Genomic DNA, 21,599 nt, shown 5'->3' with positions numbered 1-21,599 from the left:
CTGGTTCTACCCGGTGACCCGGATGGTGCCGCGGGCGCCCAGGTCCGCGTCGGCAAGGGCGTGGCTGAGGAACGGGTAGCCGCCCGGCTGGTCGAACCTGGTTTCGATGAACCCGCCGCTGCCGGGGGCGAGGTCGAGGATCTGCGCGCCGCCGGGATCGGCCGGTCGCAGCCGGTAGCCGCCCTCGGCGTAGACGGTGTCGAACGGCGCCCCGACGACGTGGAAGGCGGTGGACCGGTTGGGGCCGGCGTCGAGCAGCCAGATCCGCACCCGCTGCCCGGCGCGGGCGGTGAGCGGCCGGAACGCGTACTGGGAGGCGTATCCGTTGAATACGACGACGTCGGGCCGGCCGGACGCCATCTTGGCCGCGTCGCCGGCCTGTCCCTGCGCGCCGAGGTAGAACTCGGACTGCACCAGCAGGTATTCGCCGTCGACCGGCGAAAGGTCGGGCGGGTCGATGATCAGCGCGCCGTACATGCCGTTGCCGACGTGGTACAGCATCGGCATGGCCGAGCAGTGGTACATCCAGATTCCGGCCCTGCCGGCGGTGAACCGGTACACGATGCTCTGCCCCGGCTCGACGGTGCGCATCCCGGTGTCCGGGGCGAGCGCCGCTACGTGAAAGTCGATGCCGTGCTCGACGGTGGTGTCGTTGACCAGGGTGACCTCGAAGGTGTCGCCGATCCGGCCGCGCAGCACCGGCGCCGGCGTGGTGCCGTTGAACGTCCACAGTTGCTGGTTGATCCCGGCGGCGACGTCGCGCCGCACCTGCTGGGCGTGCAGGGTGATGCGGTGCTCGCGTCCGGCCGGCGCCGGGGGCAGGGCGGCGTCGCGAGCGGTGAAGCCGGGGCCCGGGTCGGCCATCGGGTCCAGCCGGTCGGCGCCGGCGGTTCCGGTCATGCCGGGCATGGCGGCCGTCGAGCCGGCGGCGGGTTCCGCGCCGGACGCCGTACCCGTGGCGGTGATGGTGAGGGTCATGCCCGACGCGCGGTGGGCGGGCTGCGAGCACCAGCCCTGCACGGTGCCGCCGATGATCCCCGCGTCCAGGCGGGCGGTGTCCCCCTTGCCCAGCAACGATGTGCGCGCCCCGTTGGCCAGCACCAGGTCGTGGCGGCGGTCGTCGGCGTTGGTCAGCACGATGACCAGGCGGTCGCCGGCCGGGACGGCGAGGTGGTCGGGCTGGTAGCGCATCCCCTTGGCGGTGACCGGCAGGGTCGTGGTGTGCCCGGTGGCCGTCACCGCCGCGGCCGGGGTCGCGGGGGTACCGCCGTCGGCGGCGTGCTGGCCGATGACCCCGGCGACGACGGCGAGCAGGACGAGGGCGACGCCGGTCGCGATCCCGCCCAGCGGCCGGGCCGGTGCCGCCGCCGAGGGCGGCGCGGGCGGGTTGAGGTCCGATGTGGACGGTGCGGGCATGGGCTACCTCGCTCGGGACAGCAGGATGCGCGCCGCCGGCAGCAGGAACTGCAGCAGCGCGGCGAGCAGCAGCACGGAGGTGGTGATCCGCACGAACGGCGGGACGGGCAGGAGGTAGACGGCGAGCGCGAGGTTGGTCATGGTGAGCCGCTGCGGCCAGTGCGCGTCCATGCGGGCGGTGCGTTCACGGACCGGCCCGGGCCCGCCGCCGAGGGCCATCGGCAGCAGGTAGGACAGCGCGCCGAGCAGGACCTGCGCCACGAACCCGCCGCCGAGCGGCAGCAGGACGGTGTCGAATCGGTCGGCGGCGGTTGCCGCGCTGTGCGCGGTGAGCAGCGCGACGGCGTCCCAGGCGAGGGCGACCGGCAGCCAGCACAGGCCGGCGGCGATGGACCAGGTGGCGAAGGACGCCGGCGGGCGCTGCCGGGCCGTCGCGGCGGCGGGCAACGCGACCAGGACAGCTGCGGCGGCGAACAGCGCCAGTCCGGCCGCGGCGAGGACCGGCCACCAGGCGAGGGTGCCCACGCCGAGGCAGGCGAGGCCGGCCAGGCCCAGCGGCAGCGCCTTGCCGGTGGCCGAGGCGGCACCGTGGTGCATGCGGGTGCGCAGCACGGTCGGCCACAGCGTCAGGAGGGTGCCCAGCACGGTGAGGGTGACGAAGCCGAGCAGGTTGACGTGCGCGTGGAACAGCAGCAGCCTCGGCCGCCGATCGTCGTCGGCCAGCAGCATCCACGCCCCGGCCGGGATGCCGGCCAGCACCGCGACGCAGGCGGCGAGGTAGTAGTGCACCGTGACCGCGAACCGGGCCGGCAAGGCCCGCCGTAACCGGACGGCGAGATCCCACAGATGGGCACCGATCGCGGCGAACACGAGCGCGGCGGCGGCCACGCCCAGCCATGCCGGGCCCGCGCTGCCGCCGGCCAGCACGCCGAGCACGCCGGCGTTGAGCATCACCAGGCGGGCGGCCTCGCCACGGCGGTCCGGCGGCGCCGCGGTACGCAGGATCGCCGCGGCGAAATGCGCTCCCCAGACCAGGACGGCGTTGGTGACGGCGCCCAGGAGCAGCAGGTGCACCAGCAGCCACCGGCCCTGCGGCACGAACGGGTGGGCCAGACCGACGGCCACCATCCCGGCCAGGTACGCCAGCGGCAGCAGGCCGGCCCGCCGGTGCCAACCGGCCCGGCCCGATGACGCCCGTTCGGCGGTCGCGCTCACCGCCCTGCCGCCGTCTCGGCGGCCCGGGCGTGCGGCACCGCGCGCCGGGGCCGGCGGGCGCGCAGCGCGAGCGCGGCGGCGCAGACCACGAACCCGGCCACGGAGACCTCGTTGACCACGCCGGCCCATCGCCAGACCGGGACCAGCCCGGCCCAGTCCCCCAGACCCAGCCGCGCGGCCGGCCCCGGCCCGGCGACCAGCAGGAGCAGCGCGCCCAGCCCGGAACAGGCCGGGGCGAGCAGCCCCCACCGGGCGCCGAGGGCGACGGCGCGTTCCAGAGCGACCAGGGTGCCGACGAATCCGAAGACCATCACCGGCCCGTGCACGGCACCGACGCCGGCCGCGCCCGAGCGGTCCGGCAGCGGCAGGTCGAGCAGGATCAGGGCGGCGTACAGGCCGCCGAGCAGCCCCACTCCCCCGGTGACGAGCAGCGGCAATCGCCATCCGACCGGGACGGCGTGCCGGCTGCTCACCGATCCGGCCGCTCGCCGCCGCTGCGCAGGCGGACCACGCAGGCGCCGGGCACGGCGAACGGCTCCAGCTCGGTGTCCGCGCCGGAGGCGCCCAGCGCGCCCAGCGCGCCGCCGATGACGCCGTGGTGCACCCCGCACACCACGTCCGGGTTGGCCAGGGCGAGGTCCAGGAACGGGCAGGATCGCAGGTGTACCACCGCGGAGCCCGGGGCCGGCCGGTCGACGACCTGCGGGGTGAAGCCGAGCCCGTCCAGGACCCGGACCAGTCCGTCGACGGGGGTGGGCCGGGCCGCGTCCCCGGCCCGGGCGGCCGTGAGGGGCGCGGCGAGGGCCCGGCCCCAGTCCCGCCCGGCGCGCACCCCGGCGGCGTGCGGGTCGTCGGCGTCGCGGGCGAGGTGCCCGATCAGCGCGGCGGCCAGATCCCGGTACGGCCGGGCCGCCGGTGACTGCGCTTCCCCGGTGTCGGGCTGGGTGGCGGCCTGATAGCGCCAGGCGGGCCGGCCCGGGGAGCCGTCGCCGCGGCGCTGTCGGGTCAGCAGCCCGGACTCGACGAGCTGGTCCAGGTGGGCGCGCACGGTGCTGGGGTGCAGCCCGGTCGCGTCGGCGACCTCCGCCGCGGTCATGCCCTCGTCCGCGCGGCGGACCAGGTCCAGCATCCGGACCCGGCTGACCGCCGACAGCGCCCGATGCCGGGCGGTGTCGGGTACCTCACTGGATGGCCCACGCCCTACCGTTGTCACGGGATATAACGTTACAACGGTAATCGCCAGCAAAACTAGTGGAGGGCTCCATGTCACATCCGGAAACCGCGGACGAGACCGCCGCGCAGGCGGTCAGACGCCATCACGCCCAGCTCGCCGCCGAGCTCGACCAGCGGGTGGAGGCGCTGCTGCGCCTGGTCGACGACGATGACCCGTATACGGCCGAGGAGGCCCGCCAGGACCTACTGGGTCACCTGCGGCGCGAGATCGTCCCGCACGCCCTGGCGGAGGAGCGGGCGCTCTACCCGGCGGCCGCCGCCGAGCCGGAGGGTCGCCTGCTGGTCGACGGCATGCTCGGCGAGCACCGTGCGCTGACCGCGCTGATCGGGGAACTGGCCGCCACGGGTTCGCCGGTGCGCGCCGCCGCGGCCGGCCGCGCGCTGAGCGCGCTGTTCGCCGTCCACCTGGCCAAGGAGAACGATCTCGTACTGCCGCTGCTGGTCGCCGCGCCCGGCGTGTCCCTGGCCGGCATCCTCGCGGGCATGCACGACCTCCTCGGCCTCCCCGGCCCGGAATCCGTCGGCGCCGCGCAGCCGGCCGGCGGCTGCGGCTGCGGGGGTTGCGGTTGCGGCGGTGATCAAGCCGGCAGCCCGGCGAGCTGAGCGGCCATCGGTTCTCAGCCTCCCGTCACCCACGTCAGCATCGCTTGCCAGTGTGCGGGTGACGGCGTGTGGGCCGCGTCCTCGCCGATGCGAATCGTGGCGTCGGGCATCCGTGCGGCGATCAGTGGCGCATCGGGAACAGCCCGGCCGGGGTCGTGCCGACCGGCCCAGACGAGGACGCGGCAGGGCACGCCGCGCAGGCCGAACCCCCACGGGTGGATGTCGGTGGCGAGCCAGTCGCCGACCAGGCCGGCCGCGCCCTGGCTGGCGCCTTCGCGGTAGGACTCCTCGTGCGGCCGCATCCAGGCGTCCCGGCCCGCGGCGAGCAGTTGCCGGTGCTGCTTGAGCGGATCCTCGGCGTACCACGCGGCGGCGCGGGTCACGTAGCGGCGCCCGAGCCCCGGAACGCTCCGCAGCGCCCACGCCTGCAGCCGCTCCCGGCCACGCAGCGTGCGCAGTTCCCGATCCGGGCCGGTGAAACCGGCGGCGACCACGCCGGTAAGGCGATGCGGGAACCGGGCCCCACACGCCACGGCGTACGGCGCGCCGCCGGAGAACCCGATTACGCCGAAGCGCTCGATCTCCAGGGATCGCATCAGCGTACCGACGTCGTCGGCGACGCCGAGCAGCGTCGGCCGCCGGGCAGGCGTGGACCGGCCGTACCCGGGCCGGTCCACGGTGATCAGGCGGAAGCCCGCCAGGGCCGTGTCGTCCGGGCGGCTGAGCCGGGAGCCCGGCGTGCCGTGCAGGAACACCACCGGCGGCCCCGCCGGATCGCCATACTCCGCCCAGCCCAGGACCCGGCCGTCCGGCAACACAAGATCCATATCGCCTCCCCGTCGGGCACCGCGGTGCACAGACCCGCGTCGCCGGTCACCCGTCCGTCGAGTCGCTGGTCTCCGGGCTGCCATTGTCCGCCTGGCTGGCCGGTGTCGCACGGTCGCGACGCGGCAGCGCCCTGCCCACGCCCATGGCGGCGACGCCGCCGATCCAGGCCGCGCAGGCCCAGGCGCCGTGGAACATCCATACCGGCGCCTGTTGCAGATCGCGGAGCTCGTTCACGGCCCCCGCCAACAGCACCGTCGCGAACGTCGACACGGCCAGCACCAGCAGCCACGCCAGCGGCCGCCGTGCGCCACCGAAGACGCTGAGGATCACGCTCGGCGTGGCCAGCCACACGCTCGACGAACGCATATGGTGACTGGACGGCCAGATCCAGTTGAAGATCCAGTCGAGGAACAGCATCGCGCCCGTGCCGAGCACCAGAACGATCGTCAGCCAGAACAGGGCCCGCCGCCACGAGAAGTCGTCACCGCCATCCGCCACAGACCGATCGTAGAGGCCGAATGCCATACGTAGCGCCGAGGTCAAGCGGCGGCTCGGCCCCACCGCTCGGCCATGTCCCGCACGTACGTCTCATAGCGCCGCGGCGGACGGCCGAGCAGGCGGGTGGTCGTCGCCACGTCGCGGGCCGACGTCGGCATGCTGCGCTTGGCGACGAAGGCGTACGAGCGCTGGAAGTCGGCGAGCTTCGGCCCGCTCAGGCTCCGGGCGAGCACGTCAGGCCAGTCCGGGCGGTCGCCCTCGTAGCGCACCGGCCGGCCGAGGACCTCGCTCCAGACCTGCGCCGCCCGGGCGCCGCTGACCGACTCCGGGCCGGCCAGCGCGTATGCGCCGGACGGGAAGGCCGGGTCGGTCATCGCCCGGGCCACCACCTCGCCGACGTCACGCAGGTCGATCCGGTTCACGCCCGCGCCGTTGGCCGGCAGGCCGTACCGGCCCGCCAGGATGTCGGCGCGGATCAGCTCGTCGTTCTGGTAGTAGTTCGTCACCCCGAACAGCACCGGCCTGGCCTTCGACCGGCTGATGCGGTGCCCGATGCGCAGCTTCCCGCGGTAGTGCGGCAGGCCGAGGCCGATCAGCTTCCGCAGGAACCAGCGCACCACGACGTTGTACCCACTGACGTGGACGCCGGCGAAGACCAGCCGCACGCCGAGCCGCTCGCAGGCGGCCACGAACGTGGCGGCCATCCGCTCCTCGTCCGGATCGTGCGGCGAAACGTACAGCGCGGCCGTGGCGCCTGCCAGTGCGGCCTCGACGGACGCCGCATCCCGCAGGTCGGCGACGACCGGCTTTGCGTCCGGCGGCAGCAGCCGGGCCCGTTCGGGGCCCCGCACGAGCGCCCGCACGTCGGCGCCGCGGGCCAGCAGCGCCGCCGTCACCTCCCGGCCGATGCTTCCCGTCGCGCCGGTGACCAGTACCGTCATCTTCTCTTCCTGTCTGCTGTGGCGCCGTCAGGCGCCGTGGACGTGGTGGGAGGGCGCCGCGTAGCCCTCGTAGGCGAGGTGCACGACCATGCCCTTCGCGGCGTGTTTGAGGTTGTGGCAGTGGTTCATCCAGACGCCCGGGTTGTCGGCCCGCAGCGCGACCTCCCACACCTCGCCCGGCTGCACGTCGAACGTGTCCATCCACAGTGGACTTCCGGTGAAGGGGCGGCCGTTGTACCGCAGTGCCAGCACGTGATGGCCGTGCAGGTGCATCGGGTGCGTGTCCCGGCTGCGGTTGACGACCGTCAGGTGGACGAGGTCCCCGGTGCGCACCGTCTGCGTCGCGACGTTCGGGTACGCGCGCCCGTTGACGGTGAACGCGTACTTCGGCAGGCCGTCCACCATGGACACCCCGCGGTCGAGCACCATCGTGAACCGCTTGTCGAAGTGGCTGTCCGGGCCGAACGGGGTCGCCGCGGGCGCGCCGTAGCGGGTCTGGTCCAGCGTCGGCCAGGCCGCGGTGTCGACCGGCGCCGGTGCCGCAGCGTCCGCGGCGGGCGCGAGCCGGACGGTGGCGCGGCCGCCGTCCACCAGCAGCGTCACCGGCGCCGGGCCGGCCGTCACCAGCAGGTCGGCGCGGGCGCCGGCGGGCAGCCGCAGCGCCACCCGGTCCACGACGCCGGGCTCGTTGAGGTCGGTGCCGTCGACGGCCGCCAGCCGGAACGGCGCGCCGGTCAGCGCGAGCCGGTGCGGGCCGTCGTCGGTGTTGACCACCCGCAGCCGGACCGGCGTGCCCGGCGCCACCACGTGCGTGGTGGGCTGGTCGCGGTCGCCGACGGCGAGGGCGGTGCCGAACGTGTGCAGCGGCAGCGTGAGGTCGGCCCCGGCGGCGGCGTCGCGCGGGCGGACGACAAGCGTGCCGTACAGGCCCAGCCGGACGGCGCGGTCGGACGCCTCGTGGGTGTGGTACCAGTACGTGCCCACCCGGTCGGCGCGAAAGCGGTACTCGAACGCCTCGCCCGGGCGTACCGCGTCCTGGGTCATGCCGGCGACCCCGTCCTCGCCGACCGGCACGTCGTAGCCGTGCCAGTGCAGCGTGACCCCAGCGGCGATGTCGGCGTTGCGCAGCGTCACCACGACGAGGTCGCCCTGCGTCACCTCGAGGGCCGGCCCCGGCGCCCGCCCGTCGAACGTCCACGCCTGGAAGCGCTGCCCGGAGGAGAGGGTGATGGTGGCGGTACGGGCGGTGAGCGTGAACCGGCGGACCGGGATGCCGGACGCCGCCGCGGCCGCCGGATCCGGGCCCCGCAGGGAGGTCACCGCCACCCCGTGCCCGTCCTCCGGCGCCGCGGACACGGGCGCCGGGACGGCGATGGCCACGCCCAGGACGACCGGCGCCAGCGCGAACAGCCAGGCGAACGGCGCCCGCCGGGAGCGGTTCCCCGCGGCCCGCCAGGTGACCATCCCGGCGAGCGCCACCGCACCGGCCGCGACCAGCCCGGTACCCCAGCCGGCCGGGTAGCCGGCGAGCAGGGTCAGGACGGGCCCGACGGCCGCAGCGTAGCCGGCGACGGCCAGCGCCACCGGCGTCAACCGCCGGGCCACGACCACCGCCGCGCCGGCCGCCGCGGCGGTGACCGCGGCCAGCGGCAGCGCCACCGACACCTTCTCCTGGACGAACCACCAACCGGCCCGGGCGATCGCCGCCACGAGGCCGAACCTCGCGAGCATGGCCAGCACGGCGGCCGTGACCAGCAGTACGGCCGCGCGGTGCCGCCGAGCCGCGGCGCACCACGCCGCGCCGAGCCAGGCCGCCGCCGACAGGGTCGCGGCGAGCACCTCCACGTCGATGAGCCGGGCGGTCACACCGTCACCCCGCTCGGCTCGGCCGGCGCGGTGACGGCGGTCGGGCGGGAACCGGACCCGGCGGACGCCGCCCGCACGAACCGGCGGGCCCGCACCACGCCGAGCACGGCGACGGACACCACGGCGAGGCCGTTGAGGGCGTGGAAGCCGAGGATCCACTGGGCGCCAGGGGTGCTCTGCTCCATGGTCATCTCGGTCACCAGGTGGACCACCACGAAGATCAGGATCTGCACGACCACCAGGCCGAACGGGACGGCCGCGAGACCGATCAGCCGGCCCGGCACCCGGGCGATCGCGGCGACGGCGGTGGTCAGCAGCGAGGCGAGGGGGATCACGATCATGCCGTTGACGGAGTGCATCTCGAAGGACGCATGATCGCGCGGGATGGAGAACGCGCCGAACGCGGCGAAATAGAACTGGGCCAGCACCGCGAGCAGCACCACGCCGCTCATGCCCAGATAAACTTTGCGCACTACCGTGCTCCTGTCTGAAGGGGTACCGACTTGCGGTGCCGTCACACTGCGACCGGGCCCTGGAAGAGCGCTTGGCCCCGGTACGGCGCGCGCCCCCAGTCGGCTCCCATTCCGCGCCAAGCGCGGGCGTGCAGGGTGCGGGCATGACTCGTAGTGCCAACGCACCGACCGCCGGCCAGATCAACCTGCCCGGCCAGGCCGCCGCACCCGACGGCCCCAACGACCTGACCGGCATGTTTGTCATGCATTGGGCATTCCGCCGGGATCTGGACCGCTTCGCCGCCGCGGCGATCCACACGCCGGTCGAGGACCAGGCCGCGTGGCGCGCCCTGGCCCGCCGCTGGAGCCTGTTCCGCCACGTCCTGCACGACCACCACACGGGCGAGGACGAGGGGTTGTGGCCGGCCCTGCGCTCCTCGGCCGACGCGGCGGGCGCGGCCGTGCTCGACGCCATGGCGGCCGAGCACCACGACATCGATCCGCTGCTCGCCTCGGTCGCCGAGGGAATGGACCGGATGGCGGCCACGCCCGATCCGGACGCGCGGGCGGCGCTGGAGGTGCGCGTGGTGGCGGCCCGGGAACGGCTCGGCCGCCACCTAGCCCACGAGGAGCGCGACGCGCTGGCCCTGATACAGCGGCACCTCCCGCCCGCCGAGTGGGAGCGGATCTCCAAGGTGTACTTCGAGCGGGCCAAGACCCCGCGCGAGGTCGCCGCGCTCGTCGCGTGGGTGCTGCACGACCTGCCGGAGCCGGCCGCCGCTCGCCTGCTCGGCGGGGCGGCCCCCGTGCGCGTGCTGTGGCGGCTGGTGTTGCGCCGGCCGTTCGCTCGCCGGGAGCGCCGCGCGTTCCGCTACGCCGGCTGAGCCGCCGGCCGCCCGTCAGAAGCCGCCGTCGGCCCGGAGCTCGGCCAGCCACCGGGCCATCACGGGCACGTCCCACGCGGCGGCGAGCCCGGCCGCGTCGTCGGCGTGGCGGGCGGCCAGGTCCCGCTCGCCGGCCGCCGCCGCGGCGAGCGCGAGGTACGCGTCGACGGGCCCGAGCGCGCCGCCGGACCCCGCCGTGGCGGGCCGGCCCGCGTGCGGTGCCAGCAGCTCGTACACCTGGGCGGCGAACCGGGGCCGCCGCGCCGCGTAGGCGGCGTGCGCGCCGATGGCCAGGTCGAAGGTGGCGGCCCAGGACGTGCCGTCCGGCACCCATCCGTCGCGGTCCAGCACCGCCGCGACCGTGTCGTGCTCGCCGCTGCGAACGAGGGTCAGCAGATAGACGGTGATGGCCATCGCCGGCTCCGCGTCGTACATCGCGCGGGCGATCGGCAGGAACTCGCCCGCCCGCCCCTGCCACATCTTCGCGAAGAGGGACGAGACGACGAACAACTCCCGGGCGGGCAGCGCGGTGCTCGCGGACAGGGCGGCCGACTCCGCGAGCAGCTCCTCGACCTCGGCGGAACGGTCCTGCATGACCCGCCACGGCAGCTCCATGCCGTTCAGGACCACCAGTGGGTACGCCAGGCGCAGCCGCTGCGCACCGGCCCGGGCCTCGGCGACGTCGTGCCACATCGCCTCGACGCGACCCGTCTCCTGCCCGGCGATCGCCCGGAACGTGAGCAGGTGCGTGCGGGCGGCGTCGCCGCCGGCCGGCCCCTCGGTCAGCCGCAGCGCCTCGTCGATCCGGCTCCACCGCTGCTCGGCGTTGGCCGTCTGCCAGGTGGCCACGAAGGCGGTCGCCGCCGCCCAGGCCAGCAGCTGCGGATCGCCGATCCGCCGGGCCATGGCCAGCCCCTCCTCGGCCAGCGCGTCGCGTTCCCGCGGCGCGTCGGCGTAATGCAGCTCGCCCGCCAGCGTCAGCAGCGCCCGGCAGCGCAGGTCGCTGTCCCCGGCGGGCAGCTCCCGCAACACCCGGCGCAGCGCCGCGACCGCGGGTGCGTGGACCACGGTCCGGTCCCGGATGGTCCACACCGAGCCGTCCGCGGAGCCGATCGCGGCCCGGGCGAGCCGGTGAACGTCGCCGAGCTCCTCGGCCGCACGGCAGGCCAGGTCCAGCGCGTCGAGTTGCGTGACGCGGTCACCGATCCACTGGCCCGCCGCGGCGTGGGCCATCAGCAGGTCGTACCGCTCAACTGCGGTACAGGACCGGTCCTGTGCCTGCGCCGCCCTGGCCGCCGCGAGCAGCGCGGCGGCCTCCTCGTAGCCGTGGACGGCACGCGCCCGGGCGGCGGCCCGGGCGGCGGCCCGCCACGCGGCCCCGGCGTGGGCGGGCCCGGCGGCGAGCCAGTGCCGGGCCGCCTCGGAGAGCCGCTCATCGCCCTCGTCCCGCAGCGCCGCCGCGACGCCGGCGTGGCGGCGTGCCCGGCGCGCCGCGCTCTCCGCCTGGTACACGACGTCGCGGACCAGCGCGTGCGCGAACCGGAACCGGCCCGGCGCCGTCTCCTCCTCCAGCACCACGCCGGCGGCGACGGCCGGGTCGAGGTCGTCGAGCACCGTGTCGGCGTCGTGGCCGGTGACGGCCGCGAGGAGGTCGAGGTCGTACTGCCGGCCGATCACCGCCGCGGCCCGCAGCAGGTGCTGGGTCGGATCGGGCAGCCGGGCCACTCGCCGGGCGACGACGTCGGTGACCGCCGCCGGGATGTCGGCGCCGCCGCGCAGGCGCAGCAGCTCGACGAGGAAGAACGGGTTGCCGTCGGTGCGCTCCCGCAGCGACGCCGCCCGCTGGGCCGGCGCGGCCTCACCCGTCACCGCCCGGGCCAGTTCGGCGACGCCGACGGGGGACAGGCCCGGCAGGTCGAGGCGCAGCGCATGGCGCCGGCCGAGCGCGGCGACGACGTCGGCCAGCACACCGGCCGGCTCGGGGTGGGCCCGCCGGGTCGCGACGAGCAGCACCGGCGCGCCGGTGAGATGGTCGGCGAGGTGGTGCAGCAGCCGCAGCGAGGACAGGTCGGCCCAGTGCAGGTCGTCGAGCACGACGAGCAGCGGGCGGCGCTCGGCCGCGGCGGCGAGCAGCCGGGCGAAGGCATCCGAGATGCGGAACCGCTCCGCGTCGGCCGAGGACCCGTCGGCCGCCTCCGGCACCGCCGCGGCCCGATCCCGGCCGGGCCCGGCGGGCAGCAGCCCCGCGAGCCGGTCCGCGTCGGCGCCGGCAAGCTCGCGCAGCACGCCGTTGCCGAGCACGCCGGACAGGTCGCGCAGCGCGCTCGCCCAGGGCCAGAAGGGCGGCGCGCCCTCGTCCTCGGAGCAGCGCCCCACGAGCACGGCGAAGCCGTCGTCGGCGGCGCGCCGGGCGAGCTCCGCCACGAGCCGGGACTTGCCGATGCCCGGCTCGCCGACGAGCAACGCCAGCTCGGTGCGGCCCGAGCGGACCGGGCCGAGCAGCTCGAGCAGCGCGGCCAGCTCGGCGTCCCGGTCGACGAGCGGCCAGGTGCGCGGATCGCCGGTGACGACGGCGCCGGCCGGCCCCGCCCCGCCGCCGGCGGACGGCGCGGGTGTGGGCGGGGCAGGGGCGGGCACCGGCCGGGCCCCGCGGACCGCCGCCGGGTCCTGCTTGAGTACCGCGAGCTCCACAGCCCGCAGCACCGGTCCCGGGTCCACGCCCAGCTGCTCGCCGAGCGTGTGCCGGATCGTCTGCAGCGACGCCAGCGCGTCGGCCTGCCGGCCCGCGCGGGCCTGGGCGAGCGCGCGCAGCGCCCACAGCCGCTCCCGCAGCGGGTAACGCTGCGCACGCCCCGTCAGCTCAGCGGCGACGGTCGCGTGCTCGCCGAGCTCCAGCCGGATCAGCGCGAGGTCCTCGGTCGCGACCAGCCGCAGCTCGGCCAGGCGGGCGCGCTCGGCGACCGCGGCGTCGGCCTCTTCGAGCTCCTGGAACGGCGTGCCGCGCCAGAGCATGAGCGCCTCCCCCAGCCGGTGCGCCATGGCCGCCAGCTCCGCGGGGGCGACGCCGGCCGGTACCGCCGGAAGCCCCGAGGCGTCGGCGAGCGCGAGCCGCCGGTGCACGGCGTCCACGGCCGCGGCGAACCGGGTCGCGTCCACGTCCTCGTCGCTCAGCCGCAGCGCATACCCCGGCGGCACGGTCACCAGCACCGACGCGCGCTCGCGCGCCGCCCGCCGGGGCTCGACGACGCGGCGCAGGCCGGAGACGTACCCGTGCAGCGAGCTCAGCGGCGACGGCGGCGGGTCGTCGCCCCAGACGAGGTCGACCAGCGCGTCGACGGCGACCGCCCGCGGCCGGTGCAGCACCAGGGCGGCGAGGATGGCGCGCTGCTTCGGTGTGCCCGCGTCCACGGGGACGCCGTCGTCGAGGACCTCGACCGGGCCCAGCACCGCCACGCGCATCCGTCGAGGATACGGGCGGTGGCCGGGCCCGCCCGGTCGGCGTTGCGACAGATTGTCACCGCGACGATCGGCCGGCCAGGGCCTGCGCCGGGCCGGTCGGCATCCGACCGGCCCTGGGAGGACGGGCTCAGGACGGCTCCCCGGCCTCCGGCTTCGCCTCCACGGTGAACGTCGTGGTGATGACCGTACCGGCGGCCGTGCGGAACTGGCCCCACATCCGGTACAGACCCGGTCGCGGGAAGGTCACGTGCAGTTGCAGGTCGGGCCCGAACGTCTGGCCGGGCAGCGCGAACACGGGCCGTCCCCGGTCGTCCTCGGCCTCGGCGTGCTCGTGGGCGAAGCCGCTGCCGTCCAGCGGCATGACGACCACGTGACCGGCGGCGGCCAGGTAGGGGCGCAGGTCGGTGATGGGCTCGCCGGTGGCCACGTCGGCGAACCAGTAGGTGAAGCGGCTCGGGGCGCCGACCCTCGCGGTACCGGCGAGGATCACCTGGACGCCGTCCACGATCTGGTCGCGCGGTGAGCGGGCGGCATCGGCGCGGGGCGTGGCGCCCGGGTCGCCGACCACGATCTCGTGGCGGTCGACCACGTCGCCCATCTCGCCCGTGCGGCGGAATTCGGTGTGGATCAGGTACCGGCCCGCGGTGGGGAACGTCAGGCCGACCGTGAACTCGCCGGTGCGCCCGGTGGGCTGCGGGTGGACGTGGGCGAAGGTGCCGAGGTCGGCGCGGGTGACGATGAAGTGCATCCAGGCCTCGTGGCTGCGGCCGATGTCGTCGACGGGGCGACCGGTCGACGCGTCGGTCACCAGGATCCGGATCGTCGTGGGCCGCCCGGGCGTGACGTCGCCCGGGACCTGCAGCGCGACCTTCAGGCCGGCGTCGTCGGCGGGCCGGGGCGCGATGTCGGCGCCCATCATGACGCTCATCGAGGGGCGCATCGGCATGCCGGTGCCCTGGGTCCAGGCGAGGACGCCGTTCATGCCGCGGCGGGCGGCGTCGGTGCGGCTCAGGCCGGTCAGCCCCGCGCCCACGACGACGGCCAGGGCCGCGACGCCGGTCAGGTACGCCAGGTCGGCGATCCTGGCACCCCACCGCGGTCGCAGGTCCGCGGCGGTGTCCGGGCGCCGGAACCGGCGCAGCCGCAGCGCGTTGGTGACCACGCTGACCGAGCTCATCGCCATCGCGGCGGCGGCGAGCGCGGGATCGAGCAGGATGCCGTGGATCGGGTACAGCACGCCGGCGGCGACCGGGATCAGCAGCACGTTGTAGCCGAACGCCCAGCCCAGGCCCTGCTTGATGGTGGCGACGGTGCGCCGGGACAGCGCGATCGCGGAGACGATGCCGCGCAGGTCGCCGCCGACCAGGGTGATGTCGGAGGCGGCGATGGCCACGTCGGTGCCGGTGCCGATGGCGATGCCGAGGTCGGCCGTCGCCAGGGCGGGCGCGTCGTTGATGCCATCGCCGACCATCGCGACGACGGCGCCGCGCTCCTGCAGAGCGGCGATGTGGGCGGCCTTGTCGGCGGGGCGCACGTCGGCGATGACCCGGTCGATGCCGACCTGCCCGGCGACGACCTCGGCGGTGCGGCGGTTGTCGCCGGTCAGCATCCACACCTGCAGTCCGAGGGCGCGCAGCTGCTCGACGGCGTCGCGGGAGCCGGGCTTGACGGTGTCGGACACGCCGATCAGGCCCCGCAGCCGTCCGTCGAGCGCGACGTACACCGCGGTCCCGCCGGCGTCGGCGACGTCGTCCGCGGCCGCGACCAGCGGCGCGACGGGCACGTCGTGGCGCGCCATGAGAGCGGCGTTGCCAATGAGGACGTCGCGGCCACCGGCGCCGGCCCGGATGCCGTAGCCCGGCAGGGCCTCGAACGCCGCGGCCGGCGGCACCGCGACGCCCTGTTCGCGGGCGTGGGCGACGATCGCCTCGCCGACCGGGTGCTCGGAGCCCGTCTCGGCGGCGGCGGCGAGCGCGAGCAGTTCATCCGCGGTCGTGCCGGGCAGCGCGGTGACGGTGGTGACGGCGGGACGGCCGCGGGTGATGGTGCCGGTCTTGTCGAGCACGACGGTCGTGACGCGGCGGGCCTGCTCGAGCGCGTCGCCGCCGGAGATGAGGATGCCCAGCTCGGCCGCCTTGCCGGTGCCGACCATGATCGCGGTGGGGGTGGCCAGGCCGAGGGCGCAGGGGCAGGCGATGATCAGCACGGCGATCGCGGTGCCGATGCCGAGGGTGAGCCGGCCCGGCTCGGGACCGGCCAGCGCCCAGATGCCGAAGGTGAGGGCCGCGATGCCGATCACGGCGGGCACGAACCAGCTCGCCACGGTGTCGACGAGGCGCTGCATCGGCGCCTTGCCGGCCTGCGCGTCCTCCACCAGGCGCACGATCTGGGCCAGGGTGGTGTCCCGGCCGACCGCCGTGGCGCGCATGACGACGGCGCCGGTGCGGTTGACGGTGGCGCCGATGAGGGTGTCACCGGCGGCCTTCGCCACCGGCAGGCTCTCGCCGGTGATCATGCTTTCGTCGACGGTCGTGCCGCCGTCGGCGACGACGCCGTCGACCGGGACCTGCTCGCCGGGCCGGACCCGGATCAGGTCGCCGACGGCCACCTCCTCGACGCGGACCTCGACCTCGTCGTCGCCGCGCACGACCCGGGCCGTGCGGGGTTGCAGCCCGACGAGGGCCTTGATCGCCGCCGCGGTCTGCCGCTTGGCGCGGGCCTCGAGCCACCTCCCGGCGAGCACGAGCGCGGTGACGACGACGGAGATCTCGAAGTACACGTGCAGGGGCAGTCCCCACCGTTCGGCCAGGGCCGGCCAGAGGGTGACGAACGCGCTGTAGGCGTAGGCCACCGTGGTGCCGAGGGCGACGAGGGTGTTCATGTTGACCGCGCCGTGCCGGGCCGCCGCCCACGCCGCCCGGTAGAAGGGCCGGGCGGCCTGCACCTGCACGACCGTGGCGACGACGAGCAGCAGCGGCATGAGCCAGTCCATCGCGTCGACGGGCAGCGGCACGTACATCAGGACCATCATCACGAGGCCGACCGCGAGCGTGGTCAGCCACGTCCACTTGAGCCGGCGCAGCTCTCGATCTCGCCGGTCCTCCCCGTCGGCCGCTGGGGTGGGGGCCGGGGCCGCGCCGGCCCCTGCGGCCGGCGAGGCCTGCGGCGCCGAGCGGGGTGCGGCGGCGTAGCCGGCCCGGCCCACGGCGGCGGTGAGCGTCTCGATCGTGACGCGGGCCGGGTCGAAGGTGATCGCGGCGGTCTCGGTGGCCAGGTTGACCTCGGCCGCGTCGACGCCGTCGACCTTCCGCAGTGCCTTCTCCACCCGCCCCACGCACGACGCGCAGGTCATGCCGCCGATCTCCAGCGTGCAGGAGGCGGCTGTCGATGTCGCCATCTGGTGCTCCTCGTCAGCGGGCCCGCGAACCGGGCCGGTGCGCCGACCGTGCCCGGCGCCGCTGTCCGCGCGGTGCCGGTCCGCTGTCCCCGCCGCGCCGCCCCGCGCGGCACGGACGGCGCGCGGACAGGGGCCGGACAGCGGCGGCACACAGGCTGTGGCACAGCAGCGGGCCGCATCGGGCGGCCCGCCGTGAGGAAGGAGCGATCCCGTGAACGAGATCCTGCTCGCCGTGCCCGGCATCACCTGCGAGCACTGCGTCACCGCGATCACCGCGTCCGTCGGGCGGGTGCCCGGCGTGACCGCCGTCCATGTCGACGTGGCCGCGAAGACCGTCCGCACGACCGGCGACGCCGACCCGGACGCGGTGCGGGCGGCGATCGACGACGCCGGCTACGAGACGGTGTGAGGCCGCCGTGCTCACCGAACCGGGCAGTGAACTCGGCACTGAGCTCGACACCGCGATCGTCGGCGGCGGGCAGGCCGGGCTCGCGCTCGCCCACTACCTGCACCGCGCCGGCGTGCGCTGCGCCGTCCTCGACGCCAACGGCCGCGTCGGGGACTCCTGGCGGCGGCGCTGGGACTCGCTGACGCTGTTCACGCCCAACCGGTACAACGGGCTGCCCGGACTGCCGTTCCCCGGCCATCCCGACGCGCACCCGACGAAGGACCAGGTCGCCGACTACCTGGAGGACTACGCCGCACGCTTCGGCCTGCCGGTACGCCTGGACAGCCCGGTGACGTCGGTGCGTCCGGCCGACGCTCCGGCTGTTCATCCGGCTCCGGCTGGGCCCGGCGTCTTCGTCGTCGAGACCCCGGGCGAGCGGTACACGGCCCGCCGCGTCGTCGTGGCCGCGGGCGCGTTCCACACCCCGCAGACCCCGCGGTTCGCCGACCGGCTGTCCCCGTCCGTCGTCCAGGTGCACAGCAGCCGGTACCGCAACCCTGCGCAGCTCGCCGGCGATGACGTCGTCGTGGTGGGCGCCGGCAACACCGGCGTGCAGATCGCCGAGGAGCTGGCCGCCGACGGGCGCCGGGTGGCGCTGTCGGCCCCCACGCTCGGCCCGGTGCTGCCGCAGCGATGGCTCGGCCGGGACGTCTTCTGGTGGTTCTCCCGCCTGGGGACCATGGGCGTGGGCCCCGACAGCCGGATCGGCCGGCGCCTGCGGGCACAAAACCCGATCATCGGTACCGACGTGCGCGGCTTGCTGCGGCGGGTGGAGCGGCTGGACCGGGTGACCGGTGCGGACGGGCGGGACCTGCTCCTGGCCGGCGGAACGCGGCGGCGCGTCGACGCCGTGGTCTGGGCGACCGGCTTCCGGCCGCACTACCCGTGGCTGCGAGTGCCCGTGCTGGACGCGTCCGGCGCGCCGGTCCACCGGCAGGGCGAGACCGCCTGGCCCGGCCTGTACTTCCTCGGGCTGCCGTGGCAGCGCACCCGGGGCTCGGCCGTGCTCGGCTGGGTCGGCCGCGACGCGGCGGACCTGGCCGGACGCCTGCTCGCCGACGCGCCGAGGGCGGCCACGAGGGCATCGGCCCAGGTCGGGTGAGCTCGCACGGCCGGTAGCATGGCCGGAACCTCCACCTGGAGGGCCGGACCGGAGGAGGTGGACGTGGCCGACGATGTCGTGTTCCGCCTGCTCGGGCCCGTCGAGGTGCACGTGCCCGGCCGGCCGGCGGCCGCGCTGCCGCCGTCCCTGCGGCCGCTGCTGGCCCGGCTGGTCCTCGCCGCGGGCCGGGTCGTGCCGGTCGACACGCTGACCGACGCGCTGTGGGGCGAGCAGCTGCCGGCCGACGCGACGAACGCCCTGCAGACCCGGATCTCCAAGCTGCGCCGGGCCCTGGGCCCGGCCGGCGAACTGCTCGTCACCCGGGCGCCGGGGTACCAGCTGGCGGTGGCGCCGGAGGCCGCCGACGTTCAGCGGTTCGAGCAGGCGGTGGGCCGCGCCCGGGCGGCCCGCGACGCCGGGGCCGCGGCCGACGCGATCCGCGGGTACGACGAGGCGCTGCGCTGGTGGCGCGGCCCCGCCCTGGCCGACGCCGGCGACGCCGAGTGGGCGGAGCGGGAACGGCACCGCCTGGAGCAGCTGCGGCTGGGCGCCGTGGAGGACCGGCTGGAGCTGCTGCTGGAGACCGGCCGGCACGCCGACGCGGTCGCCGACCTGGAGCGGCTCGTGGCGGAGCATCCGCTGCGCGAACGGCTCTCGCGCCTGCTCATGCTCGCGCTGTACGGCAGCGGCCGGCAGGCCGAGGCGCTGACCGTCCACCGGGCGCTGCGCGAACGGCTGGCCGACGAGCTCGGCATCGACCCCGCACCCGACGTGCAGGCCCTCGCCGAGGCCATCCTGCGCCAGCAGGTCCCGGCGGCCGCGGCACCGGCGCCCGTCGAGGCTCCGGCGCCGTCCCCGGCGGCCGCGACGCCCCCGCCGGCGGTGATGCCCGCACCGGCCGGGACGTCGCTGCCGGCCCGGCTCACCTCGCTGGTGGGACGGCAGGATGACCTCGCGACGGTGCTCGACCAGCTGCGCGCCGCGCGGGTGGTCACGCTGACCGGGCCGGGCGGCGTCGGCAAGACCACCCTCGCGCTGGAGGCGGCCCGGCGCGTGGACGCCCGGATCGCCGGCACGGTGCGGTTCGTCCGCCTGGCCGCGCTGGCCGTCGGGGCGGATGTCGCCGAGGAGGTGGCGGTGCAGCTCGGCCTGACCGCCGCCGGGCCGGGCGCCGCCGGTGACGCCGCCGCCGCACACCTGGCCGGCACCCGGACGCTGCTGCTGCTCGACAACTGCGAGCACGTCGTCGACGGCGCCGCCACGCTCGTGGAGCACCTGGTCCGGTCGTGCCCGGACCTGCGGGTCCTGGCGACCAGCCGGGAGGCGCTCGCCGTCACCGGCGAGGTCCAGCTGGCCGTCGCGCCGCTCGCCGTGCCCATCGGCGCGGCCGACCCGGCGGCGACGCCCGCCGTCCAGCTCTTCCTCGACCGGGCCCGCGCGGTGCGCCCCGGCTTCGAGCTCGACGCCGGCACCGCGCCGGCGGTCGTCACCATCTGCCGCCAGCTCGACGGCATGCCGCTGGCGATCGAACTGGCCGCCGCCCGGGTCAAGGCGCTGCCACCGGCCGAGATCGCGGCCCGGCTGCACGACCGGTTCACGCTGCTGTCCGGCGGCCCCCGCACCGCCGAGGCCCGGCACCGGACGCTGCGGGCCGCGCTCGACTGGAGCCACGACCTGCTGCCCGAGCCGGAGCGCGTGCTGCTGCGCCGGCTGGCGGTGTTCCGCGGCGGCTGGGACCTGGCCGCGGCCGAGGACGTCTGCGGATTCGCCGGCCTCGCGCCCGGCGACGTGCTCGACCTGCTGTTCCGCCTGGTCGACCGGTCGCTGGTGGTGCCGGATCCGCACACCGGGCGGTTCCGGCTGCTGGCCACGATCCAGGAGTACGCCGTGGAACGGCTCGCCGAGGCCGTCGAGACCGACGCCTGCCGCGACCGCCACCTGGAGCACTACACCCGCCTGGCGGAGGAGCACGGGTCGCGGGTCCGCGGGGACGGCACCGCCTGGGCCCGCCTGCTCGAGGACGCCGACAACCTCCGCGACGCCGTGGACCGCGCCCTGCACCGCGCGCCCAGGGATCCCGCGAGCGCGCAGCGGCTGACCGCCGCGCTGATCTGGTACTGGAACTACGGGCTGCGGCACGAGGGCGACCGGGCCCTGACCGCCCTGCTCGACTCCGGCGGCGCCGATGCGCACACCCGGGCGCAGGCGTTGCGGAGCATCGGCCTGCTCAACGTCTACTACCCCACGCCCCGCTCCCGCGCCGCGGCCCGGGACGGCCTCGCGCTCTTCGAGGCGCTCGGCGACACCTCGAACGCCGCGATGTCCAGGCTCGTCGTGGCCTGGGAGGGACAGTACGGCGGGGACGCCGAGGAGTGCCGCGGCCTCGTGCGACGCGGCCGCAGCGAGCTCGGCGACGCCGACAACGGCTGGTGGCTGGCCGTGGCCGAGTACCTCGAGGCGCTGCTGGACCTGCGCACCGGCGCGTTCGACGACTCGGCCCGGCGCTGGCGGCACGCCGAGACCCTCTTCGACCTCGCCGGCGACGCGATGCTCGGCGGCGCGGCCGTGGCCCACCTCGGCGTCGCGCTGCGCGAGGCCGGGCAGCTGACCGACGCCCTCGACGTGCTGCACCGGGCGGCCGCCGCGGCCCGCCGGTCGAACTCCCCGCACGGGCTGGCCTTCTCCCTCGTCCAGCTGGCCCACGCCCGCCTCGACGCCGGCGACGGCGACGTGGCGGCGCTGCTCGACGAGGCCGACGCGATCGCCCGGCACGCGCGCAACCCGCGCTGCCAGGCATGGGCGGCGTGGGGCCGCGCCCGCATCGCCCTCGCACACGCCGACGCGGGCACGGCCGGGCGGGAGTGCCACCGGGCGGTGACGCTGCTGGAGGATCGCGAGTTCCCCTGGGCGCTGACCCGGCTGCGCGCGTGCGCCGCGGCGGCCGATTAGCCGTCGCGGACGTCCAGCACCGGATAGCCGCCCAGGCGCAGCGCGGCGGCGACGGCCGCCGGGCACAGCGCCCCCCGCACCCGCAGCAGGCCGCGGTCGGCGCGCACCTCGAGCGACACGACGCCGGGGACGTCGCTGACGTGCCGGCTGGCCCGGCGTACGCAGCGCCGGCAGATCGGGCCGCCCACGAGCACCGTCACGATCGTCGTCATGGGCCCAGCCTGACCCGGGCGGCTGGCCGGTCGCTGTCCGGACGCTGTCCGCGCCGGCCGCCGGCGTAAGCGGCCGGCCAGTGCGGGGACAGGGCG

At 76.2% G+C, this 21,599-nt stretch carries 17 protein-coding genes; 5 read left to right on the top strand and 12 right to left on the bottom strand.

Features of this window, described 5'->3' with window-relative positions:
• Positions 1-6: 6 nt before the first annotated feature.
• The 4 genes from ACGFI8_RS30790 to ACGFI8_RS30775 are packed head-to-tail and all read right to left on the bottom strand — an operon-like array spanning position 7 to position 3,844.
• Positions 7-1,416, bottom strand: a complete 1,410-nt coding sequence (locus ACGFI8_RS30790) for a multicopper oxidase domain-containing protein (RefSeq protein WP_392810249.1) — start codon at positions 1,414-1,416, stop codon at positions 7-9.
• A 3-nt stretch (positions 1,417-1,419) separates the two neighbouring features.
• The gene (locus ACGFI8_RS30785; RefSeq protein WP_392810247.1) at positions 1,420-2,631 is read right to left on the bottom strand and encodes a hypothetical protein; all 1,212 of its coding nucleotides are present in this window, start codon (positions 2,629-2,631) and stop codon (positions 1,420-1,422) included.
• Positions 2,628-3,104 carry a hypothetical protein gene (locus ACGFI8_RS30780; RefSeq protein ID WP_392810246.1) on the bottom strand — a complete coding sequence of 159 codons (477 nt, stop codon included), beginning with the start codon at positions 3,102-3,104 and terminating at the stop codon, positions 2,628-2,630. The genes ACGFI8_RS30785 and ACGFI8_RS30780 overlap by 4 nt, the downstream gene beginning before the upstream one ends.
• The gene (locus tag ACGFI8_RS30775; RefSeq protein ID WP_392810245.1) at positions 3,101-3,844 is read right to left on the bottom strand and encodes a helix-turn-helix transcriptional regulator; all 744 of its coding nucleotides are present in this window, start codon (positions 3,842-3,844) and stop codon (positions 3,101-3,103) included. Before ACGFI8_RS30775 ends, ACGFI8_RS30780 begins: the two co-directional genes overlap by 4 nt.
• A 50-nt stretch (positions 3,845-3,894) precedes the next feature.
• On the opposite strand from ACGFI8_RS30775, the gene ACGFI8_RS30770 reads away from it, so the two are divergent.
• Positions 3,895-4,467, top strand: coding sequence for a hemerythrin domain-containing protein (locus tag ACGFI8_RS30770; RefSeq protein ID WP_392810242.1), 573 nt, complete (start codon positions 3,895-3,897; stop codon positions 4,465-4,467).
• A 14-nt stretch (positions 4,468-4,481) separates the two neighbouring features.
• Here ACGFI8_RS30770 and ACGFI8_RS30765 read toward each other — a convergent pair whose 3' ends face one another.
• From ACGFI8_RS30765 to ACGFI8_RS30745, 5 genes are read right to left on the bottom strand one after another with little or no spacing between them, the layout of a single operon-like run.
• Complete coding sequence (locus ACGFI8_RS30765) at positions 4,482-5,294, bottom strand: alpha/beta fold hydrolase (protein WP_392810240.1); 813 nt, start codon at positions 5,292-5,294, stop codon at positions 4,482-4,484.
• Positions 5,295-5,340: 46 nt separating this feature from the next.
• Entirely contained in the window at positions 5,341-5,820 is a 480-nt protein-coding gene (locus ACGFI8_RS30760) for a hypothetical protein (protein ID WP_392810238.1), read from the bottom strand.
• Positions 5,821-5,834: 14 nt separating this feature from the next.
• Positions 5,835-6,734, bottom strand: coding sequence for an SDR family oxidoreductase (locus ACGFI8_RS30755; protein ID WP_392810236.1), 900 nt, complete (start codon positions 6,732-6,734; stop codon positions 5,835-5,837).
• Positions 6,735-6,761: 27 nt separating this feature from the next.
• A complete protein-coding gene (locus tag ACGFI8_RS30750; protein WP_392810234.1) occupies positions 6,762-8,600 on the bottom strand; it encodes a multicopper oxidase family protein in 1,839 nt (612 codons plus the stop codon).
• A complete protein-coding gene (locus ACGFI8_RS30745) occupies positions 8,597-9,073 on the bottom strand; it encodes a DUF6220 domain-containing protein (protein ID WP_392810232.1) in 477 nt (158 codons plus the stop codon). The genes ACGFI8_RS30750 and ACGFI8_RS30745 overlap by 4 nt, the downstream gene beginning before the upstream one ends.
• Positions 9,074-9,216: 143 nt before the next feature.
• On the opposite strand from ACGFI8_RS30745, the gene ACGFI8_RS30740 reads away from it, so the two are divergent.
• Complete coding sequence (locus ACGFI8_RS30740) at positions 9,217-9,936, top strand: hemerythrin domain-containing protein (RefSeq protein ID WP_392810231.1); 720 nt, start codon at positions 9,217-9,219, stop codon at positions 9,934-9,936.
• Positions 9,937-9,951: 15 nt separating this feature from the next.
• On the opposite strand, the gene ACGFI8_RS30735 is transcribed toward ACGFI8_RS30740, so the two are convergent.
• Positions 9,952-13,395: an AAA family ATPase gene (locus tag ACGFI8_RS30735; protein ID WP_392810229.1), complete on the bottom strand. Its 3,444-nt coding sequence runs from the start codon at positions 13,393-13,395 to the stop codon at positions 9,952-9,954.
• A 127-nt stretch (positions 13,396-13,522) separates the two neighbouring features.
• Entirely contained in the window at positions 13,523-16,792 is a 3,270-nt protein-coding gene (locus ACGFI8_RS30730; RefSeq protein WP_392810228.1) for a heavy metal translocating P-type ATPase, read from the bottom strand.
• 211 nt (positions 16,793-17,003) lie between these two features.
• Between ACGFI8_RS30730 and ACGFI8_RS30725 the strand changes: the two genes are divergently transcribed.
• The 3 genes from ACGFI8_RS30725 (at position 17,004) to ACGFI8_RS30715 (ending at position 21,291) form a co-directional block, all read left to right on the top strand.
• Entirely contained in the window at positions 17,004-17,201 is a 198-nt protein-coding gene (locus ACGFI8_RS30725) for a heavy-metal-associated domain-containing protein (protein ID WP_392810226.1), read from the top strand.
• Between the two features lie 7 nt (positions 17,202-17,208).
• Positions 17,209-18,342: a flavin-containing monooxygenase gene (locus ACGFI8_RS30720; protein ID WP_392810225.1), complete on the top strand. Its 1,134-nt coding sequence runs from the start codon at positions 17,209-17,211 to the stop codon at positions 18,340-18,342.
• Between the two features lie 63 nt (positions 18,343-18,405).
• Positions 18,406-21,291, top strand: a complete 2,886-nt coding sequence (locus ACGFI8_RS30715) for a BTAD domain-containing putative transcriptional regulator (RefSeq protein WP_392810223.1) — start codon at positions 18,406-18,408, stop codon at positions 21,289-21,291.
• On the opposite strand, the gene ACGFI8_RS30710 is transcribed toward ACGFI8_RS30715, so the two are convergent.
• The gene (locus tag ACGFI8_RS30710) at positions 21,288-21,503 is read right to left on the bottom strand and encodes a hypothetical protein (protein ID WP_392810222.1); all 216 of its coding nucleotides are present in this window, start codon (positions 21,501-21,503) and stop codon (positions 21,288-21,290) included. The genes ACGFI8_RS30715 and ACGFI8_RS30710 overlap by 4 nt on opposite strands.
• Positions 21,504-21,599 lie beyond the last annotated feature (96 nt).

Source organism: Dactylosporangium sp. NPDC048998 (assembly GCF_043197855.1).
Lineage (GTDB): Bacteria > Actinomycetota > Actinomycetes > Mycobacteriales > Micromonosporaceae > Dactylosporangium.
Note: the sequence above shows the minus strand (reverse complement) of the source record. Positions and strands in the feature narration are given on the sequence as shown.